This window comes from Bradyrhizobium barranii subsp. apii, assembly GCF_011516635.5.
Taxonomy (GTDB): domain Bacteria; phylum Pseudomonadota; class Alphaproteobacteria; order Rhizobiales; family Xanthobacteraceae; genus Bradyrhizobium; species Bradyrhizobium barranii.
The window spans coordinates 5,074,557-5,098,160 of sequence record NZ_CP096255.1; the positions used below are offsets into that span (position 1 = coordinate 5,074,557).

The following is a 23,604-nucleotide window of genomic DNA, read 5'->3' on the forward strand; positions in this document are numbered from 1 at the left end:
ATCAGTGAGCACGCAGCTTGGCGATGGCCAAGAACGTGGATTCACTTATCCCCGATATGCCTGAGCTCGATCCTTGAAAGAGGTTGAGCAAGGGAGATTGACGCTGGCCGATGCTCTCGCCGTTTCTGACGTCATGCATGGCGGAGAACCGGCTCAACAGTTTTTCAACCTTCGCCGGATCGGAAAGATCCTTGATCTTCATGAATTTGTCCACGACCTTGGCTTGCTGATCGATCTGCATCGAGGCCATCGAGTCAGGCAAATCGAAGGTGGTCCTGAACACCTCCGAAAGAGCCTTGTCGGCAAGGATGTCGTATGCGGACGTGATTTCTCCCGCCTTTCGCTGGAAATAGAGCGCAAGGCGTACGCCGGGATTCGTATCCCCCTGCTGCTGCTCCAGGCTTTGCTGGAGATAGTTCGCCTGTGTTTCCCGGAATTGATCTCTCTTCTGAGGACCCATCATCGGGAGGCGCGCGACGTTACCCTTGCTGTCGAAGTTGAACGATGCCACGATTTCGGCAAAGCGAGGATCGCTCTGCGTGTTCGCGAAGCTCTTTGGGTTGTTCAGGTCGGAGCTGAAGATCTTCTTGAGAAATTCGGTGCTGACCTTCTTGGGTTCCAAACCCTTGGCCAAGAGAATGAAATCGACCATCGGCCTGTTTGCGAGAAGGTCGGAAACGCTGTCGATGCCTGCGATTGCCTCTTGATAAGCCGTCGCATCTTTCGTGGCTAGTGCCCGAATTGCCTTCTCCTGCTGAGGGCTTGCCTGTTTCAGCGCGGCAACGACGTATTCTCTCGCGATCTGAAGGACCTGAGCCGAGTCTTGAGCCACCAAGGGGGTCGTCAGATTGCCTTTTGCGTCGAAGTTGAAGGCGCGTGCGAGCTCTACGTACCGATTGTCCTTGAGGGTATAGACGTAGCTCTTGGGGTCGTTGACGTCGCTTTCGAGGACTGCCTTGATCGTCGCCTTCGAGACCATTCCGGGATCGAGGCCGACGGCGCCCAGCGCAAAATCATACACGCTAGGTGTCGATACGAACGCCTGGACTGAATTGATCTTGCTGAGGTCCGTTCTGAATTGCTTGATCGCCAAAGCTTCGTATATCGGGCTTGCCGCCGAATAGACGGCGGCCTTGCTGTCGTCGAACCGCTTTTTCGTGATCGCGACATTTGCGGCAGTCTGGGCGGACACGCCTGACGGAAGCGACCCGTCGGGCGAGAACTCGAACGCGCCGGCCAGGTCTACAAACCCGCCAATCGTCGCTATCTGGTCACTGAGGCTGGAAATGCTTTTCGTATATGACTCCAGGTGACTTTTTTCGACCAGGATCTGGATGTTAAACTGGGTCACGTCGGCGCCCGGTTGCGATAGTTGGGCCTTGTAACCGGTTATCTTTAGCCCGCCTTATTCGCGAGAGGGCGCCTGAGAGGCTGGCGAGCGTGGTGTAAAGCGCTGATGCGGCGTAGGATTCGGTTGCGAAGCCAACCCCATCACCTCAACCGCGAACGCCACGCCCGCCATGACCGATGATACGATTCTGCCCTTCTCGTTTCCAGCCGTTCACGCCAAGAAAGTCACAGCTGCCTTCGATGGTGGACGCCTAACCTCGAATGGGGGCGTGATGCTTCTGGCGATGGCCGAGCGGCGTCTCGGTTTGGCCGACAATTTGGCCCGGGTGTTCCCGGATCGGCGCGATCCGACGCGGGTCGTGCACAGCCTTGTCGATATGTTCCGCGCGCGCATGTTCGCGATCTGCTGCGGCTACGAGGACGCCGACGACCTCGATCATCTGCGGTCCGATCCCGCATTCAAGCTGGCCTGCGGACGGCTGCCGGACAGCGGTCGCGATCTGTGTTCCCAACCGACGCTGTCGCGTCTGGAGAATGCTCCGCGCCTGCGCGACGTGATCCGACTGACCTACACTTTGGTCGACGCATGGATGGATAGCTACCCGCGCGAGCCGGCATCCGTCACGCTCGACATCAATGATACCTGCGATGTCGTCCACGGCCATCAGCAGCTCTCGCTGTTCAACGCTCATTATGACGAACGCTGCTTCCTGCCGATCCACGTCTACGACACGGAGAAGAGCCGGCCCGTGGCGGTCGTGCTGCGGCCCGGCAAGACGCCGGGCGGCGTCGAGGTGCGTGCCCATCTGCGCCGCCTGATACGGCATATCCGGACGCGGTGGCACAAGACGCGAATTACGTTCCGTGGCGACGGGCACTATGCTCGGCCGGAGGCCATGACCTGGTGCGAGAACAACGGCATCGACTACATCTTCGGTCTGTCCGGTACCAAGCCTCTCGCCAGAAAAGTCGACGAGGTCGCCGACGACATTCGCACGCGACGCGCCATCGAGAACCTGCCTGTTCTGCGCGGCTATACCGAGACGCGCCACAAGGCAAAGTCCTGGGATCACGAACGGCGCACTGTCGCCCGTATTGAGGCGACGATGCTCGGCCTCGACATCCGCTTCGTCGTCACCAGCCTCGATGTCGGCTCGGCCGAGTGGATCTACGACAGCCTGTATTGCGCGCGCGGCCAAGCCGAAAATCTGATCAAGCTGCATAAGACGCAGCTCGCCTCCGATCGCACCAGTTGCCGTTCGGCGCTCGCCAACCAGGTCCGTCTCGTTCTCCACACCGCCGCTTATTGGTTGATGCTTACCGTGCGCGGCGCCATTCCCAAAGTCCGGGAATTGGCCGCCGCCGAGTTCGCGACGCTGCGTCTTCGTCTCTTGAAAATCGCAGCCCGGGTCGTCGAAACCGCGAGCCGCATTCGCCTTGCGTTCGCCGCGGCATGCCCCGAAGCCGACCTCTTCCGCAGCTTGCCCGGCGCGCTGCTCCCGCTCGGCCCGTAACCGACCGGGCCTGCGCCCGCTCACCCGCCCCACTCCTCCAACGCGTACAAAACAGCTTGATGTAGAACCCGGTGACAAAAGGCCGGACGGTCACCCACGCCAGCCGCCAGCCCCAGTCAGACGTCAAGAACGACCGTGCTCTCGTGAATAGATCGGGTTAGATCAGCGGCGCTGGCGTCCGATTTGGCTTGAGCAAGCTGGGCGTTGAGGCCGGTCAACTGAGAAGCGAAGGTGGTGTTGACGTAGCTATTTGGATCGGACGGATCGCTGCGCAAGACCTGACTTATCGTGTCACCCGGCCACTTGCTTTGATCGATCCCGTATGCCGAGTAGACATAGTTGCGAAGACGGTCGTTGTTCAGGAGTTGGTCTGCACTGCTGATCTTGCCGATTTCAGCGCTGTAGTAATTCGAGTCTGCGGCAAGCGCATCGACCTGGCTCTTCTTGGTCGTCGTGTACAGACCGATCATCTCGTCGGTCTGGTCTCCCGATTGGGCAACTGGCGTGGCACTGCCATTGAAGGAGAATGCCGCGGCAAACTCCCGGTAGCGCTTGTCTACCAACTTGTTGACGAAGCTCTTTGGGTCGGAGAGGTCGCTCTCCAGCACCTTCTTCATGAAAGCCTTGGCGTAGGCCATGTCTTCCAGGCCATATGCCTTCATCGCATAATGATACAGGCGATAATCTTTCATAAGATCATCGACGGTCCGCACCTTGCCGATGTTGGCTTTGTAATAGGCGGATTCTCGCGCGACATCGGGTTGCTGTTCAACCCGCGTCAGGGACTGCTTGAGATGGTGCGCAATGTAGTTGTAGCTGAAATACGTTGATACCATCGCGCATTCCTCGCGGCTCTACGGTCCTGGACTTCCGTCAATCATTGCCGGGTCGCGGGGTGGGGGCTGGCCTCATGCCAGCAAGCTGTCTCGCAGCAACGTTTTCTTAAGGCGATTCTTCGCTGCAATCTTAGGTTTTAATTTGCGTCCAAGTGACGCATGCCGGGTTTTGTTGCTGTATGTTTCTCAGGTGCTGCTTTCGCGAGGATTGTGTTCCTGATATGTTCCAGTCGAAATATCGACCGGAGTGGGTTGGAAGCAGAGCATGAGCCGACGAAGCAATCGCACCATCAACCTGCCGGCGCCGTATCTGAAGCGGGTCTGGCTCGATCCGTCGCGAGTTCACGATCGCGAGGCATATCCGTTTTGCCTGCCCATCTTCCCGGATGATTTCGAGCTCAACTTCGACGCCGCCATCACGATCATCGTCGGAGAGAATGGCACCGGGAAGTCGACGATCCTCGAGGGTATCGCAGCGCTTGCCGGCTACGACGATGCGGGTGGAGGCAAGGGCTACATGCCCGTCGACCATTCCGAAGCGCGGGAGAAGATGGGCGGCCAGCTTTCCAGGGCCTTGCGCGCAAGCTGGCTGCCGAAGATCGCCAACGGCTGGTTTTTTCGCGCCGAGAGTTTTTTCTCGGTCGCGCGATATCTCGACGAGGCCGCACGTGATGCCGGCCAGGCCGGCCCCGACTTCCTGTCGCATTCCCATGGCGAAGGTTTTCTGCGCTTCTTCGAGGAGCGCTGCCAGCGCCAGGGCATCTTCATCTTCGACGAGCCGGAATCGGCGCTGTCGCCGGCGCGTCAGATCGAATTCCTGAAGCTCTTGCGACGCATGGACGAGTCCCGCATCTGCCAGGTCATCATGGCAACCCATGCGCCTCTGCTGATGGCCTATCCAAACGCGAGACTGTTGCGGTTGGGCAAATACGGCCTGGAGCCGACGACGGTGGAGCAAACCGATCATTACCGGGTGATGCGCGAGTTCTGTGACGATCCGCGCGGGTTCGTGGAGGCGACACTGGCGGAGTAGGCGAGGGCGCGCTCCCACGGCACTCGCTCTTCTCGTGTCCCGGACGCGCTGCAGCGCGTAGCGGTGCGGCGCAGAGCAGGGACTCACGCAGTCACACGCTCGCTGATGCATGGGCCCCGGCTCTGCAGCGCACCGCCGCACTGGACGATGCTGCGCATCGCCAGGGAAGCGCTGCGCTGCGTCCGGGGCACGCGAGCAGCTTCTATCTTTGCATTCGAATTCAAATCGCACGCACGGATTCGCATCCTCGCGGCACGATCTGCCCGAGCTCTGCTGTATTCATCGCCCCCAAAAGTGCCGAGGGCGCGGGGAAGGCCGGGTGCCGGCTGGCACCCGCGGTCCACTGTGCGGAAATTGCGCTACGAAGTTTGCACAGTGGCATACAGGTGAAGCCAAACATCCGGCCTTCCCTGCGCAGTGGTTTTACGGCTTATGCCGAGCTCTCCCCGGGGAGCGATGCACTATTGCCCCCGTCGCCTTGCGGATGACTGATGTGCGGGCCCGGTCGGGCCGCCACATCACCGCAAGACTTGGCGCACAGGCTCCGGGCGCCAGGACGGCACGGTTTTACCGTACACAGGCTGCACCGGTCGTGTGCGCGCGGCGTTCGCTCACGGTTGCCCGCCCTGCAAACCACCTTCGCGCCGACGCCGCCTGCGTCCACCACGTCCCACCCCGCGTGTCGTGACGATCGCGATAACGCCCCTCGGCCCGGGGTGGGATGGCTTTCTATATGATAATCCGAAATGCGGATAAAGAGAATTATTTCTGCGTGGTGCGGTTGACCCGCCCATTGGGTGTTTTGCCCGACGGGCGGCGCAAGGGGTTGTGGGACGCGCGAGCGCGCGCCGCAACGCCGCCATGAACAGGTCTCCCCACGGCCGCAAAATGCGCTACCATGATCGCAGCGCGCCTCAAGTCGCGCACGATCCACGAGACGCATGAGGAAACGAGATGAGGGGGACGATTGGACGGCGCATGGTCATGGGCGCGGTGCTGACTGCCGCGGGCGCGGTGGCTTTGACGGCGGCGTTTGGCCCGGCTTGGGCACATGGGCCGACCCGGCAGAAGGTGCGCGAATCCATCGAGATCAACGCGCCGCCGGCCAAGGTGTGGGCCGCGATCGGCAATTTCCAGGACATGAGCTGGCTGCCGCCTGTCACCAAGACCGAGGGCGAGAAGGGCAATGAGATCGAAGCGACGCGGCGGCTGACCCTGACGGGAGGCGCCACCGTCGATGAGGAACTCTACAAGTTCGACGCTGCCGCGATGACCTATTCCTACCGGATCACCAAGGTGGACGTGAAGGTGCTGCCGGTCACCAATTATTCCTCGACGCTGACGGTGACGCCGAGCGCCGACGGCAAGGGCGCGACGCTGGAATGGGCGGGCGCGTTCTACCGCGGCTTCCCCAACAACGATCCGCCGCCGGAGCTCAGCGACGAGGCCGCGGTGAAGGCGGTGAAGGGGCTCTATCAGGCCGGCCTCGAAGCGCTGAAGAAGAAGATCGAGAGCGGAAGCTGACCGTGCGGGCGCGGATCCTGGCGGCGCTCGCCGCCAGCCTTTGCGCTGCCAGTATTGGCAGCGCGTCCGCCGAAGAGGCGTTCGTCACCAACCAGCTCAGCGACGATCTGATGGTCGTGGACCTCGCGACATCGCGCAGCGTCGCGACCATCCCGATCGGCGGCAAGCCGGCCGGCGTGGCCGTCAGCGCGGATGGGCGCTTTGCCTATGTCACGAGCCCCGACGCCAAGGCGGTGACCGTGGTCGACGCCGCAACGCGGCAGGTCTCGGGGCGGATCGAGGTCGGCGGCGGGCCGCTCGGCATTGCCGTGACGCCCGATGGCAAGACGGTCTACGTCGCGGACTGGTATGCGGCGGCAGTGCGGGTGATCGATACGGCCTCGCGCAGTATCACGGCCAGCATCGCGGTCGGCGCATCCCCGTCCGGCCTCGCGGTGACGCCTGATGGCAGGCTGCTGCTCTCGGCGGACCGCGACGACGACAGCGTCTCGGTGGTCGATACCGCGACGCGTGAGCGCAGGGCGACCATCAAGGTCGGGACCCGTCCGTTCGGCGTCACCATCGATGCCGAGGGAAAACGCGCCTACACCGCCAATGTCGGCTCCAACGACGTCTCGGTGATCGACATCGCCGCGAGCCAAGAGATCGGCCGCGTGCCGGTCGGGATGCGTCCTTATGCGGTGGCGCTGACGCAAGGGCGCGGCTTCGTCACCGACCAATATGGCGGCACCGTCAGCGTGTTCGACCTGGCGACGCTGAAGCCGGTCAAGCGGATCAATGTCGGCGACTATCCCGAAGGCATCAATGTGACCGCCGACGGCAAGCGCGTCATCGTCGCCTGCTGGGAGAGCAACACATTGAGCATCATCGATGCCACCGAGCTGAAGGTGATCGGCGAGGTCAAGACCGGCGACGGCCCGCGCGCGTTCGGGGCGTTCCTGCGTAGGACGGAGTAGGGGGCGCGGAGCATCTGTAGCCTGCATGGAGCGAAGCGGAATGCGGGGACACTTTCCCGGATTGCGCTTCGCTCCATCCGGGCTACGGCGCTAAACCACTCTTAGATCCGGCAAACGCCTTCAACTTCAGGAAAAAGTCCTTCAGGATCGGGTTGCGATCCACATAGGTCACGTAGCGGATCGGATGCCGCCGGCGATCGATGCTCCACGTGATCTGATCCGTGAGAACCGGAGCCGGCACGATCACGCTCGGCGCCCAATCGGGATTGAGAAGCCAGCCGGCCGGCGCCATGTCCCAGATCTCCTTGGCCCAGCCCAGATGGTCGGACGAATAGTCCTTGAAGCGCATGGCGAGGAACGCGCCGATGCTGCCATGCGGTTCGACGTAGCGCTCGATCTCCGGCACCGTGCTGTGAAGGTGCGAGGTGACGCCCTTGCATGGCACGAGCACGAGCGGCACGCCGCTGTCGAACAGCACCTGCGCGCCGCCGACGTCCTGCTTGAGGTTGAACTCGATCGTGTGCGGCCATTCCAGCGCGTGACCGCCAAGCCAGACCACCACCACGCGGTCGATGATGTCGGGGGCCTCGAGCAGTGCCGAGGCGACTTTGCTGATGGCGCCGATGGCAATGACGTAGAGCGGATTGTCTGGGGAGCCTGCGCGCGCCCGGGCCACGAGGTCGTTGACGGCGGGGGCCGCCTGCGCCGTCTTGCCGGGACCGACATAGTCGGTGACGCCGCGATGGACGAGGCCGTCCGGCGCGACGTTGAGGCGCTCCAGCAGGCGAAGGATTTCCTGGTAGCTCAGCTCCATGCCGTGGCCGGGACTGTCGGCGCGTGTGTTGAAGAACGGCGCGGCGTAGATCGCCTCGACGTCGAACCGGTCCTTCGACAGCAGCATCTGCACCAGCGCGAACTGATCGTCGATCTCGTTGTAGGTGTCGGTGTCGAGCACCACGCGCACCTTGCCGACCGGCGGCTCCAGGAGTTTGAGGCGGGCTGCGTCCGAGAGTGTCATCACCGTCTCCTTGGGCCGGGGGGGGCTCGATTGCGGATCAGGCCTTGAGCGAAATCCGGCAGACCACGTCTGCGATCTCATCCATCTGCGCGAACATGTGATCGGGCGCAAGCGCCCGCAGCGCCGCCGGCGCGGCGTAGCCCCAACTCACCGCGCCGCAGGCAATCCCTACCGCGCGCGCCGCCTCGATGTCGCGGACCTCGTCGCCGATCGCGATCACGCGGCCTGGCTCCACGCCCGCGCGCCGGATCACGCGGCGGAATTTCGCGGGCTTGCCGAACAGCGACGCCGCGCAGTCGAAATGCGCGAACAGGGCGGCGGACTCGCCGAGCTTCTCGCGCGCATTGGCTTCGCTATCCGACGTCACCAGCGCGAGCTGCACGCCGTTCCCGGCCAGCGTCTGCAGCATCGTCTCGACGCCGGCGAATAGGGGAATCTCCGCCGCCGCCTCCGCCTTCAGCCGCCGCGCATGCCGCGCGATCGCCGGCAGCTTCCACAGCGGCACCTCGAGCCGGGCGAGGATCTCGCGCGACGAGGCATGTCGCAGCGCTTCGATTTCGTCATCCGCGACGCGGCGAAAATTGAAGCGATCGGCGACATCGTTGATGGTGCGCAGGAACCACGGAAAGCTGTCGGCCAGTGTGCCGTCGAGATCGAAGATGGCGAGGGAGTAGTGCATGGAGGAGGTTTTGGAGTTCGCTGACAAACGAGACGTGGCGGCTATTATTTAGAAGAATTCGAGGACACCCATGCGACACGAGCGCATTGAAATCAACCCTGCGATCATGGCCGGCAAGCCCGTCAGCCGTGGGACGCATGTGCGTCACCGCAACCTGCGCACGTGAACATTGATGTCGAGATCGATGTTGCTGACGCAGGTCTGAGTAGTCCGGTGAGAGCCGCCCTCGTGCCAGGGGCCATCGCGCGTGCGGGCGTTGGTGATATTGGCGAGCTTCAGGCATCGCCATTGCGGCAGCGGTCCGCTGCTCTCGCCGCCAAATTGCCAGGCGAGGACGGCTTCCTCACCCATCTTGTTGGTGCCGATGATGTGGGGGCAGAGCTCGCGATAACGCCCCTCGTAGATGCAGGTTACCTGCTGCTCGGCGAGGATTGCCTTGCGGAAGAGCATGTAGGTGCGGCTGGGCATCGCGGACACTTGCAGCCTTTCCCCGATGATCCCGCGGACGAGGCGGAATGAACTCTACTCCGCCGCCTCGCTCGTGCTCCTCCGCTTCGGCTTCCGTGCCTTCTTCAGCACCGGCTCCAGGAACTTCCCCGTGTAGCTCCGCGGCGCTTTCGCGATGTCCTCCGGCGGGCCCCAGGCGACGATCTCGCCGCCGCCGTCGCCGCCTTCGGGGCCGAGGTCGATGACCCAGTCGGCCGTCTTGATGACTTCGAGATTGTGCTCGATGACGACGACCGTGTTGCCCTGTGCGACGAGCTCGTGCAGCACCTCAAGCAGCTTCTTGACGTCGTGGAAGTGCAGGCCGGTGGTCGGCTCGTCCAGGATGTAGAGCGTGCGGCCGGTGGCGCGCTTCGACAGCTCCTTCGCGAGCTTGACGCGCTGGGCTTCGCCGCCCGACAGGGTCGTCGCCTGCTGGCCGACATGGATGTAATCGAGCCCGACGCGGTGCAGGGTCTGGAAGGTCTCGCGCACGCGCGGCACCGCCTTGAAGAAGTCGGCGGCTTCCTCGACGGTCATGTCGAGCACGTCGGCGATGCTCTTGCCCTTGAACAGGACCTCCAGCGTCTCGCGGTTGTAACGCTTGCCCTTGCAGACGTCGCAGGTGACGTAGACGTCGGGCAGGAAGTGCATCTCGATCTTGATGACGCCGTCGCCCTGGCAGGCCTCGCAGCGGCCGCCCTTGACGTTGAAGGAGAAGCGGCCGGGCTCGTAGCCGCGCGCCTTCGCTTCGGGCAGGCCGGCGAACCATTCGCGGATCGGCGTGAAGGCGCCGGTATAGGTCGCGGGGTTCGAGCGCGGGGTGCGGCCGATCGGCGACTGGTCGATGTCGATGATCTTGTCGATGTGCTCGAGGCCCTCGATGCGATCGTGGGGTGCGGCGCCTTCGCTAGCGTTGTTCAGCTTGCGGGCGATGGCCTTGTAGAGCGTGTCGATCAGCAGCGTCGACTTGCCGCCGCCGGAGACGCCGGTGACGGCCGTGAACAGGCCCAGCGGAATCTCGGCCGTGACGTTCTTGAGGTTGTTGCCGCGCGCGTTGACCACCTTGATGGTGCGGCGATGGTTCGGCGGGCGCCGCTCCGGCACCTCGACCTCGAGCTCGCCGGTGAGATATTTGCCGGTGAGCGATTTCGGGTTGCGCATGATCTCGGCGGGCGTGCCTTCGGCGACGATGTTGCCGCCATGCATGCCGGCGCCGGGCCCGATGTCGAGGACGTAGTCGGCAAGCAGGATCGCGTCCTCGTCATGCTCGACCACGATCACGGTGTTGCCGAGGTCGCGCAGGCGCTTCAGCGTATCGAGCAGGCGGGCGTTGTCGCGCTGGTGCAGGCCGATCGAGGGCTCGTCCAGCACGTAGAGCACGCCAGTCAGTCCCGAGCCGATCTGCGAGGCGAGGCGGATGCGCTGGCTCTCGCCGCCGGACAGCGTGCCGGAGGAGCGGGACAGAGTGAGGTAGTTGAGGCCGACGTCGAGCAGGAAGGTGAGGCGCTCGCGAATCTCCTTGAGGATGCGGCCGGCGATCTCGTTCTGCTGCGTGTTCAGCGCCTCGGGCACGGTCTCGAACCATTCGCCGGCCTTCCTGACCGACAGCTCCGAGATCTCGCCGATATGCTTGCCGCCGATCTTGACGCAGAGCGCCTCGGGCTTCAGCCGGAAACCCTTGCAGCCTTCGCAGGGGACGTCGTGGAAATATTTTGCGAGCTCCTCGCGCGCCCACTCGCTCTCGGTCTCGCGATAGCGGCGGTTGATGTTGGTGATGACGCCCTCGAACGGCTTCTTGGTGTCGTAGGAGCGGACGCCGTCCTCGTAGGAGAACTTGATCTCGTCCTCGCCCGAGCCAAGGAGGATCGCGTTCTGCGTCTTCTTCGGCAGATCCTTCCATTTGGTGGTCAGGGTGAACTTGTAGTGCTTGCCGAGCGCCGTCAGCGTCTGAATATAGTAAGGCGATGACGACTTGGCCCAGGGCGCGATCGCGCCCTTGCCGATGGCGAGCTCCTTGTCGGGGATGACGAGGTCCTCGTCGACATGCTGCTCGACGCCGAGGCCGCCGCAGGCCGGGCAGGCGCCGTAGGGATTGTTGAACGAGAATAGGCGCGGCTCGATCTCCGGAATCGTGAAGCCGGAGACGGGGCAAGCGAATTTTTCCGAGAACAGGATGCGCTCAGGCCCGCTCTTGTCGTGGATTTTTGCGGTCTTCTTCTTCTCCTCGACGGGCGCAGCCGCTGCAGGCGCATCGGCGAACTCGACGACGGCGAGGCCCTCCGCGAGCTTCAGCGCGGTCTCAAAGCTTTCGGCGAGGCGCTGGCCGATGTCGGCGCGCACCACGATGCGGTCGACCACGACGTCGATGTCGTGCGGAAATTTCTTGTCGAGCGTCGGCGCCTCCGCGAGCTCATGGAAGGTGCCGTCGATCTTGACGCGCTGAAAACCCTTCTTGAGCCATTCGGCGAGTTCCTTGCGGTACTCGCCCTTGCGGCCGCGCACGACCGGGGCGAGCAGATAGAGGCGGGTGCCTTCGGGCAGCGCCAGCACGCGGTCGACCATCTGCGAGACGGTCTGGCTCTCGATCGGCAGACCCGTGGCGGGCGAATAGGGCACGCCGACGCGCGCCCAGAGCAGGCGCATGTAGTCGTAGATCTCGGTGACGGTGCCGACGGTCGAGCGCGGGTTCTTCGAGGTCGTCTTCTGCTCGATCGAGATCGCCGGCGACAGGCCGTCGATCTGGTCGACATCAGGCTTCTGCATCATCTCCAGGAACTGGCGCGCATAGGCCGACAGCGATTCGACGTAGCGGCGCTGGCCCTCCGCATAGATGGTGTCGAAGGCGAGCGAGGATTTGCCGGAGCCTGACAGCCCGGTGAACACCACCAGCTTGTCGCGGGGAATCTCGACGTCGACATTCTTGAGGTTGTGCTCGCGCGCGCCACGAACCGTAATTGCGCGCAGGCTGGATCCCGCGTTCTGCTGTTGGCGCTTCGCCTTGATCACTTCATCCATCCGAGTTGCCCTCAAGGAACCCCAAAGGTGCGCGATCGCGCCAACAAAAAAGGCGCGCGTCGCCCGGAACCGGGATCGGCGCCGATGGGTATGGCAGCGAACGTAGGAAGAACGGGGACGGATTTCCAGTGGCGTGTGCGAATCGTCAACGGATTGTTGGCGCGCTGGCGGCATCTGGCAGGAGCAGGGCCCCCGGAACATGCGAAGGGCCGGCGCGAGGCCAGCCCTTCGTTCGCGTTTGAATGCGGATTTGGGGCAATCCGCACATGATCAGGACTTGGAGGTTCCTGAGGGAAGCTTGGTCTCAGTATTTGGCGACGACCGGGCCGCCCCAGCGGTAATTGATGCGGATCAGGCCCATGTCGATATCCTGGCCGATCCGGTCGGTGCGCGGGGCGAAGCCGCCGACGAGCGTTGCGAAGTCGGCGCTGTGATGGCCGAGGAAGACATGGTTGTACTCGCCGCCGACCGACCAGTTCTCGGCAAAGCCCCATTCCACGCCGATGCCGATGGTGTAGCCCCAGCGGGTCTGGTTGACGCTGTTGAACACCGCGGCCGGGACGCCGGGGACGAAGGTGTCGTACTTGTCGTGCGCCACCGCGGCGCCGGCCTTGCCATAGAAGAGCAGGTTGTTGACGGCGTAGCCCATCTGGCCAGTGAACAGGCCGAAGCTGTCGATCTTGGTCTGGTTGGTGAACAGCGGCAGCGCCACGCTGACATTGCTGCCCTTGAAGTCGGCCCAGTTGCCCTGGCCCTCGATGCCGAACACCCAACGCGACTTCTGCCAGCGATAACCGAGCTGTCCGCCGACCGTGCCACCGCCCGCATTGTGACAGCCTTCGCCAACGGCCGGATCGACAGCGATGCCGAGCGCGCGGGTCACGCCCCAGCAGGCATGGGCCAAGCCGCCGCCGCCGTTGATGCCGGCATAGATGCCGCTCCAGTCATAGACGGGAACGGCGGCCGCCGGCGCCTTGTAGATCGGGAGATCGGCGGCGGTAGCCGGCGCGACCGCACCGAGTGCGAACAGGCTGACCGCAGCCAGCATCCACGTCTTCATGTCACGTCCCCAACTCGCCAAAGCCATTAGCGGACGCCTTGCGCGCGCCTCACGACTCCAAGACGGTTGGGTGCACCCTCGCGCGAAAACAAAAAGGCCGGCGCAAGGCCGGCCTTTCGTAACGCGGTGCGTTGGAAGCGAAGCTCAGTACTTCGCGACCACCGGGCCCCCGAAGTGATAGTTCACGCCGACCTGCACGGTGTGGAAGTTGAGCGTGCCGGTGGGCAGGGCGCCCGAGAAGTAGGTCTCGCCGCCGAGGCTGCGATAGAGGTACTCGCCCTTGACCGACCACTGCGGAGCGAAGAACGCCTCGACGCCCGCGCCGACGGTCCAGCCGGAGTGCCACTTGCTGTCCGACGCGGTCAGGCCGAGAGCGGAGAGGGTGATCTTGTTGTCGATCCAGGCGTAGCCGCCGGTGCCGTAGAACAGGACCTGATTGACGGCGTAGCCGATACGGCCGCGCACGGTGCCCATGGCATCGGTCTTCGAGCTCGCCGTTGCGGTCACAACGCCGAATCCGGGAACAACAGTGGCGCCGGTCGCCGAAGCGCTGACGTCAGCCCAGGAACCATCAGCCTCGACGCCGAACACGACGTTGCCGGTCTGCCAGTTGTAGCCGGCGGTGCCGCCGACGAAGCCACCCTTCATCTTCGGGTCGCCGGAACCGTTTTCCCAGGCGCCGCCGCCGACGATACCGAGGTAGAAGCCGGTCCAGTTGTAGATCGAGGCCACCGCCACCGGAGCCTTGGTGTAGGGGCGCGCCGCGAGATCAGCGGCCGAAGCCGGAGCAGCGAGAGCGAACAAACAGGCCGAAGCCAACAAAACCTTCTTCATTTTCAAACTAATCCCAGTCCCGGTTTCTGTTTTTGCCTTCCGTGCGTTCGGAAGGACATCGGACGCCGTGGTCCAACTGATGTCGTGCTTACACGAGCAAAGCCGCAAGTTGTGTCTCCCAAAAGCCACAATAATCGCAAAACGTAACGGTGACTGACCTATAATTCCCGTTGCCCACGCAAAAAGGCCGGCGCGAGGCCGGCCTTTGATCTCCAAGCGATTTCAGAGGGATGTCAGTATCTTGCGATCATCGGGCCGCCCCAGCGATAGTTCACGCGGACGAGGCCGATATCGACGTCCTGGCTGATGCGATCGGAGCGTGTGGCAACGCCGAGCGGGGCGAAATTGCCGGATCCGGTGAAGCCGATGGTGCGGTTGCCGAGGAAGATGTGGTCGTATTCGAAACCCACGGTCCAGTTCGGGGCGAATCCGAACTCGACGCCCGCACCCACGGTGCCGCCCCAACGGGTCTCGTTGGCCCGGTCGAACTCGAGGCCGCTGGCGACGTCGAAGCTGCGGTAGCGATCGCTGACGACGGCGCCGCCGCCCTTCACGTAGACTAGGACGTTGTTCCAGGCGTAACCGACCTGACCGGTAATCAGGCCGAAGGCGTTGATCTTCGAACGATCGCGCAGGCCGCTGATCGCACTGATGTTGTCACCCGAGAAATCGGCCCAGTTGCCCTGGCCTTCGAAGCCGAACACCCCGTTGGCTGACTGCCAGCGGTAGCCGACCTGGCCGCCGACCGTGCCGCCGGTCGCGTTGTGGCAGCCTTCGCCTACGAGAACGCCACCGCCGATATCGACGTCCCAGCACTTGTGGCTGGTGCCGCCGCCGCCGTTGATACCGATGTAGAAGCCGCTCCAGTCGTAGATGGTCGCGATCATCGGTGCTGGAGCCTTGGTGTAGGGACGCGCAGCGAGATCTGCCGCGCTTGCGGGAGCCGACAGCCCCAACGCGATTGCACCAATAGTACCAATCAAAATCTTATTCATTGCAGTCCCCCCAGTTTCTGACCGCTTTTCGAAGTCCCCGAAGCGGCTGATCAGGCGCGACGCCTATAAGAATCTAATTCCGCAGCAAGCGTAGCTTAGGCGGGAGGCGGAGTCCGTCTCCGGAATGCAACAGTCGGGCGGCATCTGAACTGCTTCTAACTTGATGAATGTTAAGCTGTTTCGCCGTCCTCAGGAATTCGGGGAAATTCCATTTGGCGCAGGCCGTCTTTGTGCATCGCGGTGCCGTCTTGCCAACGCAACAAGGTGAGGGGTGTCATAAGAACAAATCTGGAACGAACCGGCCAGGGGTGCTATATGTGGGGATAAGTGGAGGGGTGACGGGCCGATCCGTCCGCGCAAGCGTATAGGGTCGCGTCAACAGGTTGCAGAGGACGCGGGCGCGTCCCGGGCCTTCTAAAATTCAGTGGCATTCGGAGTGGAGAGCGGCGATGGCGGGAAGCGTCAACAAGGTCATTCTGGTTGGAAATCTCGGCAAGGATCCCGAAATCCGCCGCACCCAGGACGGGCGGCCGATCGCGAATTTGAGCATCGCCACCTCGGAGACCTGGCGCGACAAGAATAGCGGCGAGCGCAAGGAAAAGACCGAGTGGCATCGCGTCGTGATCTTCAATGAAGGGCTCTGCAAGGTCGCCGAGCAGTACCTGAAGAAGGGCGCGAAGGTTTACATCGAGGGCGCGCTCCAGACCCGCAAATGGACCGACCAGAGCGGCGCCGAGAAGTACTCCACCGAGGTCGTGCTCCAGGGCTTCAACTCGACCCTGACGATGCTCGACGGCCGCGGCGGCGGTGGAGGCGGCAGCTTCGGCGACGAGCCGGGCGGCGATTTCGGCTCCTCCGGTCCCGTCAGCAGCGCGCCGCGCCGTGCCGTTGCCGCCGGTGGTGGCGGTGGTGGTGGTGGCCGCAACAGCGACATGGACGACGATATCCCGTTCTGAGGCGGGCGGGGGCGCTTCGCCCCTGATGTCACCTTGCTCGCGTAAAACGACAGGATTCCTTACCAATTGACGGGCAAAGCTCGGTTTTTGCGGGCTTGCCTCATGTGCTGCCTCAAGCCTTTGACGAGGCGTGATGTGAATGGTATTAACTTGATGTTAATCCTATTCACATGGGTCGGCCGTCGATCGGAGAAAGCCCTGCATGAGCGTTGCGCCACTGCTTGAGGCTGCTCCAGCGATCCCGCTGCACGCCTTTGCCGCCATGGCCGCCTTCGTGCTCGGCCTCGTTCAGTTTGCCGCCCCCAAGGGCACGCTGCCGCACCGGACGATCGGCTGGATCTGGGTGGGGCTCATGGCGGTCGTTGCGGCATCGTCGTTCTGGATCCACCAGATCCGCCTGGTCGGGCCGTTCAGCCCGATCCATCTCCTATCGATCTTCACGCTGGTGATGCTGCCGCTCGCGGTGTGGCGGGCGCACACCCACCGGGTCGCCGATCACCGGCGCATCATGATCATGACGTTCGTCGGCGCGCTCGTCATTGCCGGGCTGTTCACGCTCGTGCCTGGACGGATCATGCACCGGGTGATTTTCGGAGCCTAGGACGTGGTTCCATGCGGCTCATTCCGGCTTCGCTCGATGCAGTGGTGCTGAGCTCGTAAGTCTCTGGAAAAACAGTCGGAAAAACCGCTTCCCCAGACCTCGCAAGGGTGGTTATCAGGGGGGCGATGCGCTATATGATTCCCAGATAAAATCTCACCGGATTTCCCCTTGGCTGACGACGACAACAAGCCCGGCGACCAGCCGGCGCAACCCTCGGACATTCGTCCCGTTTCCATCTACGAGGAGATGAAGAAGTCCTACCTCGATTACGCGATGAGCGTGATCGTGGCGCGTGCGCTGCCCGATGCGCGCGACGGGTTGAAGCCGGTTCATCGCCGCATCCTCTACTCGATGAACGAGCAGGGGCACACGCCCGACAAGAAGTACGTCAAGTCGGCGCGCGTGGTCGGTGACGTCATCGGTAAATATCATCCGCATGGCGACCAGTCGATCTACGACGCCATGGTCCGGATGGCGCAGGACTTCTCGATGCGCGTGCCGCTCATCGACGGCCAGGGCAATTTCGGCTCGGTCGACGGCGATCCCCCGGCCGCCTATCGGTACACCGAAGCGCGACTGACGAAGGTGGCGTTGGCTCTGCTGGCCGACATCGACAAGGACACCGTCGACTTCCAGCCGAACTACGACAACAACGAAACCGAGCCGTCGGTCCTGCCGGCCAAGTTCCCGAACCTCCTGGTCAACGGGGCGGGCGGCATCGCGGTCGGCATGGCCACCAACATCCCGCCGCACAATCTCGGCGAGGTCATCGACGCCTGCGTCGCGTTGATCGACAATCCTGCGCTCACCATCGAGGAACTCATCAACATCGTTCCGGGACCGGATTTCCCGACCGGCGGCGTCATTCTCGGACGCGCGGGCATCCGCGCCGCCTACCACCTCGGCCGCGGCTCCATCGTCATGCGCGGCAAGGTCGCGATCGAGACCATCCGCAAGGAGCGCGAGGCGATCATCATCACCGAGATTCCCTACCAGGTGAACAAGGCGACGATGGTCGAGCGCATCGCCGAGCTGGTCAAGGAAAAGAAGATCGAGGGCATCGGCGACCTGCGCGATGAATCCGACCGCGACGGCTACCGCGTCGTCATCGAATTGAAGCGCGACGCCGTGCCGGATGTGGTGCTGAATCAGCTGTACCGATTCACGCCGCTGCAGACGAGCTTCGGCGTCAACATGGTGGCGCTCGACAGCGGCCGTCCGCGGATCATGCATCTGAAGGACCTGCTGGCGATCTTCGTCGACTTCCGCGAGCGGGTCGTCACGCGTCGCACCAAGTTCCTGCTCGCCAAGGCGCGCGATCGCGCCCACATCCTGGTTGGTCTGGCGATCGCGGTCGCGAATATCGACGAGATGATCCGCGTCATCCGGACCTCGCCCGACCCGACCACTGCCCGCGACACCCTGATGTCGCGCGACTGGCCGGCACGGGACGTCGAGGACATGCTGACGCTGATCGACGATCCGCGTCACCGCATTAGCGAGGACGGCACGATCCGGCTGTCGATGGAGCAGGCGAGGGCCATTCTCGATCTGCGCCTTCAGCGCCTCACCGCGCTCGGCCGTGATGAAATCCGCGACGAGCTCGACAAGCTCGCGGGCGAGATCGCCGATTATCTCGACATCCTGCGCTCGCGCGCCCGCGTGCTGGGCATCATCAAGACCGAGCTCGCCGAGGTGAAGGCCGAGTTCGCGACCCCGCGCCGCACCGTGATCATCGAGCAGGAGGGCGAGGTCGAGGACGAGGACCTGATCCAGCGCGAGGACATGGTCGTCACCGTCTCCCACGCCGGCTACGTCAAGCGCGTGCCGCTGTCCGCCTACCGGGCGCAGCGCCGCGGCGGCAAGGGCCGCGCCGGCATGCAGACCCGCGACGAGGATTTCGTCAGCCGCCTGTTCGTGGCGTCGACGCACACACCGGTGCTGTTCTTCTCGTCGCGCGGCCAGGTCTACAAGGAGAAGGTGTGGCGCCTGCCGATGGCCGCGCCGAACGCGCGCGGCAAGGCGCTGATCAACATCCTGCCGCTGGAGCAGGGCGAGCGCATCACCACCATCATGCCGCTGCCGGAGGATGAATCGACCTGGGGCAACCTGGACGTGATGTTCGCCACCACCGGCGGCAACGTCCGGCGCAACAAGCTGTCCGACTTCGTCGACGTCCGCCGCTCCGGCATCATCGCCATGAAGCTCGATGAGAATGAAGCGATCGTGGACGTGCAGATCTGCACCGAGCACGACGACGTGCTTTTGACCGGCGCCGGCGGCCAGTGCATCCGCTTCCCCGTCACCGACGTGCGCGTCTTCACCGGGCGCACCTCGATGGGTGTGCGCGGCATTGCGCTCGGCGAGGGCGACAAAGTGATCTCGCTGGCGATCCTGCGCCATGTCGAGACCTCTTCGGACGAACGCTCGGCCTATTTGAAGATGCGCCGCGCCGTCGCCGGCGAGGCCACGACCGAGGAGCCCGCAGTGGATGCCGAGGCCGAGGAGACTTCCGGCAGCTTCCAGCTTCCGCAGGAGCGCTATATCGAGATGTCGGCGGCCGAGCAGGTCGTGCTCACCGTCTCCGTCAACGGCTACGGCAAGCGGACCTCGTCCTACGAGTACCGCACCACCGGCCGTGGCGGCAAAGGTATCGTCGCCATGAGCGTCAACAACCGCAACGGCAATCTGGTGGCCTCCTTCCCCGTGGAAGACGCCGACCAGATCATGCTGGTCACCGACAAGGGCCAGCTCATCCGCTGCCCGGTCGAAGGCATCCGCGTCGCCGGCCGCTCGACCCAGGGCGTGATCGTGTTCGACACCGCCGAGGACGAGCACGTCGTCTCGGTCGAGCACATCACGGAAGAGGCCGAGAGCGGCAATGGCGAGAACGGGAACGGTTCGTAGATCGAGCCGATCCCGTCAGGTGTCGTCCCCGTTGACGGTTGCAATCAACCGGATAGGTCCGGCACGGCACAACGCACCGGTGTCCGGCCTATGATCCTGGAAGATGCGGCTGGCGCGATGCCTTCCAGCCGAGCACGGCCAGCGGAATTGCCAGTGCTGCCCAGGACAGCGCGTCCCAGCCATCGTCGCCGAACAGCGCCGACGCCAGCCCGACAAGGATGAGCCCCCCGAGCAGGAGCGGCCAGCGAAAGATCTCCTCCATGGTGTGGCGCTCGCGCTTCATGGACGGATCCCGGATGTCGCTACGACAGGCGGCCCGTCCTGAGCGCGCGTGGGGACGCGAGGCGATTTGCGCTTGCCGAGCCAGAGATAGACGCCGCTGGCAAGCACGACGATGGCGGCAAGATCGAACAGCGCCCAGATGATCTTCAGCGGCAGGCTGCCGTAGTCCCCGAAATGAAGCGGGCGCGATACCTGCAACGCCCTGAGATACCACGGCAGGCCACGCGCGGTGACGAGCTGCCCGGTTTCGGCGTCGAGCATCGCGGGCGTGAACAGGCGCGAGGTGATCGGCGTCGTGCCCTTGGTCCAGACGATGAAGTGCCGTGGTGTCCCGAACCGTGCGACCGTCGGAACGATGATGCTGGCCGGCGTATTGCCGTCGAGCGCCCGACGTGCTGCGGCCATGACGTCGTCGACGTCGGCCCATTTCGCAAGCGGCGGCTTGCCCAGATGCGGCGCGATCAGCTCCGGCATCACCTCCGCGCGCCAGGCGGAGAACAGCGGCAACGATATCGTGTTGATGACACCGGTGACGCCGACGGCAAGCAGCCATATGAGAGTCACTCCGCCGATCAGATTGTGCAGGTCGAGCCATTTGACCCGCGACGCGCCGATACGACGCACCGTGCCGAAGTTGAGCCGGCGCATGAAGGGCGCGTAGAGCACGATGCCGGAAACGATCGCGATGACAAACAACAGGCCCATGACGCCGAGAAACAGTTCACCCGGCAACCCCAAGAACATGTCGCGGTGGAATATGCGGATGGCGCTCATCAGGCCGCCCTGCTGCGTGTCTTCGCCGATCAGTTCCGCGGTCCTGGAATCGAATGACAGCTTCAGGAAACGTTGGCCGGGGGGAGCTTCGGGCGTAGCCGAGAGGAATACGTTGACGACGTTGGCGCGATCGTCGTCCCAGCCGAGCACCTGGAGGTAGCGCTGCGGATAGCGCGCCTTGGCGGCGTCGACCAGCCGGCTTAACGGAGCCTGCGGAGTATCCGCCGGGAGCTCTCGGGCCGAGGCTTCCGACTTGAAGAGCTCGTCGATCTCGTCATGAAAGATCAGCGGCAGCCCGGTGATGCAAAGCATCAGGAGGAATAGCGTGCAGACAAGGCTGGTCCATTTGTGGACCAGCGACCACCATTTGACTGACTGTGCTGTCATCCCCTCACCACCGGTAGGTCAGCGTCGCCAGCACCGTGCGCCCCAGCGCCCAGCGGCAGCCGCCGGCCGTGCATAACGAGACATAGGTCTTGTCGAACACGTTGTTGACGTTCACCGCCGCACTGAGGCCCTTCCACTGCTGATACCGCATCCCGAAATCATAGGACAGCACCGCATCGAACACCGTGCTGGCCGGCACCGTGGCGGCGGGCAGGAAGACGCCCGGCACGATGGTCGGAACCGTCAGATTGTTGGCGTTGGTCGTGTACATGTCGTGGACGTAGCGGACGCCGCCGCCGAAGCCGAAGCCGGTGGCAGGACCGCCCTGCACCAGATAGTTGGCCCAGAGCGAGGCGGTGTGCATCGGGACGTTGGCGAGCCGCTTGCCGAAATTGACGTCCTGGGGCGAACTGATCCGGTTGTCGAGATAGGAGTACTGCCCGCGCAGGCTCAGGCCGGGCAGGGGGCTGCCGACGACGGACCCTTCGAACCCGCGCGAGCTGACCTCGCCGACCTGCGCCGTGGTGTTGGCGGGAATGCCGGGGCCACTGATGACGGTTGCGACGTTTTGCTGCTTGAGGTCGTAGACCGCGGCCGTGAACGTCAGATTGGTCCCGACCGGCTGATACTTCACGCCGCCTTCGTACTGTTCGCCGGTGGTCGGCTTGAACGGCTGACCGTTGAGCAGCGTGCCGACCGAGGTCGGCTGGAACGAAGTCGAGTAGCTGACATAGGGCGCAATGCCGCTGTCGAAATTGTAGATCGCGCCAATGCGGCCGGTTGGCTTCTGGTCGTCGTTCAGGACGCGAACGCCGGTGTTCTGCGCCAGGGTATTACCCTCGGCCCAGTCGTAGCGGACTCCGCCGAGCACGGTGAGCCGGCCGAGCCTGGCCTCGTCCTGGACGTAGAGGCCGCGCTGCGACAGGTGCTGGTCGAGGTTCTGGAAGAGCGCCGTGGGGACGGCGATGTTCTGCGTGTAGTTCGGCGCCAGGATGTCGAGCGTGTTGGTGGCCGCGAAGCGGGCGAGATTGTTGAAGTCGAACCGCTGGTAGTCGAGGCCGGCGAGCACCGTGTGCTGCAGCGGTCCCATGTTGAACTTGGCCTGGAGCTGGTTGTCGGCAGCGAATGTGTCGAGGTTCTCGTTGGTCGAGAAGTAGCTCCGGTTGATCGTGCGGCCGTCGACCAGCCGGAGCGTGCCGCCCGCGCCCGTCGTCGTGAACCCGCCGGGCTGCACCTCGACATAGCTGAGCTCATTGTGCAGGTAGCGTACGTTCTGGCGCACCGTGAAGACGTCGTCGAAACGATGCTCGAACTCGTGCGGTTGCCTGCTTGTATTTGAGAGTCTCGTAGTTGAGATCGCCGGCAAAGAAATTGCGCGGGATCTGCCCGAACGTCCCCGGCACCAGCGTGCCCTGGATCGGCAAGAGCGCGAAGGCACCACCCTTCGGGTCCTGCCGGTAGCTCGTCAGGAAGGTGATGGTGGTGTCGATACTCGGACGCCACGTCCAGGCCGGCGCGATCGAAAATCTTTGCTCGCCGATATTGTCGACCTGGGTGTCGGCGTTGAGGCCGATACCGGTGACGCGGTAGAGCAGCGTCTTGTCCTTGTCGACGGGGCCGCCGACATCGAAGGCGCCCTGGATCCGGTTGAACGAGCCGGTTTGCAGGGAGACTTCTCCGAACGGATTTTCAGTCGGGCGCTTGCTGACGAGGTTGAGGATGCCGCCCGGGCGAGGCGGCGCCGTAGAGAATTGACGCCGGCCCGGTGATCACCTCGGGCGCTCGAGCAAATAGGGATCGACCCGCGGCGCACCGAACGGTCCGCCCTGGAGCCGCAGCCCGTCCAGATATGTTTCGAGGCTGAAGCCGCGCGCGCTGACGTTCTGAAAGCGGAAATCGGTATCGTTGCTGAAATAGATTCCTGGCGCGTAGCGCAAGAGGTCGCGGACGCTCTGGGCGCGCCGCACGTCCATTTCTTCCCTTGTGATGACGGTAATGGACGCTGGCGTCGACATGATCGGTGAATCCGTCTTGGTCGCGCCCGAGGCGCGCGTTGCGACGGATCCGTTCGTCCCGGCATTGACGCGCGCTGCTGTTCCCACCAGCGCTTGAGGCTCCGGCTGTACTGTCGAACGGTTGGCCTGTTGAGCGGACCGCTGGCTCGCACTGCGCCGCGCCGATGCGTTGCGCCGGACCTGGACCGGACGTTGCGCGCGCTGAACGGGTGCGTCGACCGTCACCGGCGGCAACGCGGATGCACCGGATTGGCCAGTGTTCTGCGCGTTCACCGGCGTGACGGCCATCAGCAAGCAGCCGAGCGTGAGTGCGCTGGCTGTGCTCTTGAAAGTGTTCCTTAAAAAATAGTCCGCACGACCACGCAGTCCGTGTCCATCGCAT

19 protein-coding genes and 2 pseudogenes are annotated in these 23,604 nt (G+C 63.6%); 8 read left to right on the top strand and 13 right to left on the bottom strand.

The window, feature by feature from the left end; all coding sequences use genetic code 11:
* Window position 1 precedes the first annotated feature (1 nt).
* Window positions 2–1,396: pseudogene (locus HAP41_RS24095) on the bottom strand (DUF1217 domain-containing protein); the annotation flags it as partial.
* Window positions 1,397–1,520: 124 nt separating this feature from the next.
* Here HAP41_RS24095 and HAP41_RS24100 point away from each other — a divergent pair.
* The gene (locus tag HAP41_RS24100; protein WP_166096673.1) at window positions 1,521–2,864 is read left to right on the top strand and encodes an IS1380 family transposase; all 1,344 of its coding nucleotides are present in this window, start codon (window positions 1,521–1,523) and stop codon (window positions 2,862–2,864) included.
* A 161-nt stretch (window positions 2,865–3,025) separates the two neighbouring features.
* Here HAP41_RS24100 and HAP41_RS24105 read toward each other — a convergent pair.
* A pseudogene (locus tag HAP41_RS24105) lies at window positions 3,026–3,700 on the bottom strand (DUF1217 domain-containing protein); the annotation flags it as partial.
* A 265-nt stretch (window positions 3,701–3,965) separates the two neighbouring features.
* Between HAP41_RS24105 and HAP41_RS24110 the strand changes: the two are divergent.
* From HAP41_RS24110 to HAP41_RS24120, 3 genes are all read left to right on the top strand, one after another.
* The gene (locus HAP41_RS24110) at window positions 3,966–4,733 is read left to right on the top strand and encodes an AAA family ATPase (RefSeq protein WP_135213716.1); all 768 of its coding nucleotides are present in this window, start codon (window positions 3,966–3,968) and stop codon (window positions 4,731–4,733) included.
* A gap of 954 nt (window positions 4,734–5,687) precedes the next feature.
* Window positions 5,688–6,257: an SRPBCC family protein gene (locus HAP41_RS24115; protein WP_166096670.1), complete on the top strand. Its 570-nt coding sequence runs from the start codon at window positions 5,688–5,690 to the stop codon at window positions 6,255–6,257.
* Window positions 6,258–6,259: 2 nt separating this feature from the next.
* Entirely contained in the window at window positions 6,260–7,213 is a 954-nt protein-coding gene (locus HAP41_RS24120) for a YVTN family beta-propeller repeat protein (RefSeq protein WP_135213715.1), read from the top strand.
* Window positions 7,214–7,295: 82 nt separating this feature from the next.
* Here HAP41_RS24120 and HAP41_RS24125 read toward each other — a convergent pair whose 3' ends face one another.
* The 7 genes from HAP41_RS24125 to HAP41_RS24155 form a co-directional block, all read right to left on the bottom strand.
* Window positions 7,296–8,231 (bottom strand): nucleoside hydrolase, encoded by a 936-nt coding sequence (locus HAP41_RS24125; RefSeq protein ID WP_166096666.1) that lies wholly within the window; start codon window positions 8,229–8,231, stop codon window positions 7,296–7,298.
* A gap of 37 nt (window positions 8,232–8,268) precedes the next feature.
* Window positions 8,269–8,910 carry an HAD-IA family hydrolase gene (locus tag HAP41_RS24130; RefSeq protein WP_135213713.1) on the bottom strand — a complete coding sequence of 214 codons (642 nt, stop codon included), beginning with the start codon at window positions 8,908–8,910 and terminating at the stop codon, window positions 8,269–8,271.
* Between the two features lie 144 nt (window positions 8,911–9,054).
* The gene (locus HAP41_RS24135; protein ID WP_135213712.1) at window positions 9,055–9,387 is read right to left on the bottom strand and encodes a hypothetical protein; all 333 of its coding nucleotides are present in this window, start codon (window positions 9,385–9,387) and stop codon (window positions 9,055–9,057) included.
* A gap of 45 nt (window positions 9,388–9,432) precedes the next feature.
* The gene (uvrA, locus tag HAP41_RS24140) at window positions 9,433–12,411 is read right to left on the bottom strand and encodes an excinuclease ABC subunit UvrA (protein ID WP_166096661.1); all 2,979 of its coding nucleotides are present in this window, start codon (window positions 12,409–12,411) and stop codon (window positions 9,433–9,435) included.
* Window positions 12,412–12,715: 304 nt separating this feature from the next.
* Window positions 12,716–13,471 carry an outer membrane protein gene (locus HAP41_RS24145; protein ID WP_166096658.1) on the bottom strand — a complete coding sequence of 252 codons (756 nt, stop codon included), beginning with the start codon at window positions 13,469–13,471 and terminating at the stop codon, window positions 12,716–12,718.
* Window positions 13,472–13,615: 144 nt separating this feature from the next.
* Window positions 13,616–14,305, bottom strand: a complete 690-nt coding sequence (locus HAP41_RS24150) for an outer membrane protein (protein ID WP_166096657.1) — start codon at window positions 14,303–14,305, stop codon at window positions 13,616–13,618.
* 233 nt (window positions 14,306–14,538) lie between these two features.
* Window positions 14,539–15,300 carry an outer membrane protein gene (locus HAP41_RS24155; RefSeq protein WP_166096656.1) on the bottom strand — a complete coding sequence of 254 codons (762 nt, stop codon included), beginning with the start codon at window positions 15,298–15,300 and terminating at the stop codon, window positions 14,539–14,541.
* 449 nt (window positions 15,301–15,749) lie between these two features.
* Here HAP41_RS24155 and HAP41_RS24160 point away from each other — a divergent pair, with 449 nt between their 5' ends.
* The 3 genes from HAP41_RS24160 (at window position 15,750) to gyrA (ending at window position 19,764) form a co-directional block, all read left to right on the top strand.
* Complete coding sequence (locus HAP41_RS24160; protein ID WP_166096655.1) at window positions 15,750–16,256, top strand: single-stranded DNA-binding protein; 507 nt, start codon at window positions 15,750–15,752, stop codon at window positions 16,254–16,256.
* A gap of 202 nt (window positions 16,257–16,458) precedes the next feature.
* Window positions 16,459–16,857, top strand: coding sequence for a DUF2306 domain-containing protein (locus HAP41_RS24165; RefSeq protein ID WP_166096654.1), 399 nt, complete (start codon window positions 16,459–16,461; stop codon window positions 16,855–16,857).
* Between the two features lie 168 nt (window positions 16,858–17,025).
* A complete protein-coding gene (gene gyrA, locus HAP41_RS24170) occupies window positions 17,026–19,764 on the top strand; it encodes a DNA gyrase subunit A (RefSeq protein ID WP_166096653.1) in 2,739 nt (912 codons plus the stop codon).
* An 88-nt stretch (window positions 19,765–19,852) separates the two neighbouring features.
* Here the strand turns inward: gyrA and HAP41_RS24175 are convergent, their stop codons facing one another.
* Genes HAP41_RS24175 through HAP41_RS24185 form a run of 3 tightly spaced genes read right to left on the bottom strand, consistent with a single transcriptional unit; the run spans window position 19,853 to window position 22,489 of the window.
* Window positions 19,853–20,047 (bottom strand): hypothetical protein, encoded by a 195-nt coding sequence (locus tag HAP41_RS24175; RefSeq protein ID WP_166096652.1) that lies wholly within the window; start codon window positions 20,045–20,047, stop codon window positions 19,853–19,855.
* A complete protein-coding gene (locus tag HAP41_RS24180; protein ID WP_166096651.1) occupies window positions 20,044–21,207 on the bottom strand; it encodes a PepSY-associated TM helix domain-containing protein in 1,164 nt (387 codons plus the stop codon). Before HAP41_RS24180 ends, HAP41_RS24175 begins: the two co-directional genes overlap by 4 nt.
* A gap of 4 nt (window positions 21,208–21,211) precedes the next feature.
* Window positions 21,212–22,489, bottom strand: coding sequence for a TonB-dependent siderophore receptor (locus HAP41_RS24185; RefSeq protein WP_349770475.1), 1,278 nt, complete (start codon window positions 22,487–22,489; stop codon window positions 21,212–21,214).
* 247 nt (window positions 22,490–22,736) lie between these two features.
* On the opposite strand from HAP41_RS24185, the gene HAP41_RS24190 reads away from it, so the two are divergent.
* Entirely contained in the window at window positions 22,737–22,976 is a 240-nt protein-coding gene (locus HAP41_RS24190; protein WP_248577110.1) for a hypothetical protein, read from the top strand.
* Here HAP41_RS24190 and HAP41_RS24195 read toward each other — a convergent pair whose 3' ends face one another.
* On the bottom strand, window positions 22,977–23,510 hold the full coding sequence (locus tag HAP41_RS24195; protein ID WP_248577111.1) for a TonB-dependent receptor plug domain-containing protein: 534 nt from the start codon (window positions 23,508–23,510) through the stop codon (window positions 22,977–22,979).
* Between the last annotated feature and the right edge of the window lie 94 nt (window positions 23,511–23,604).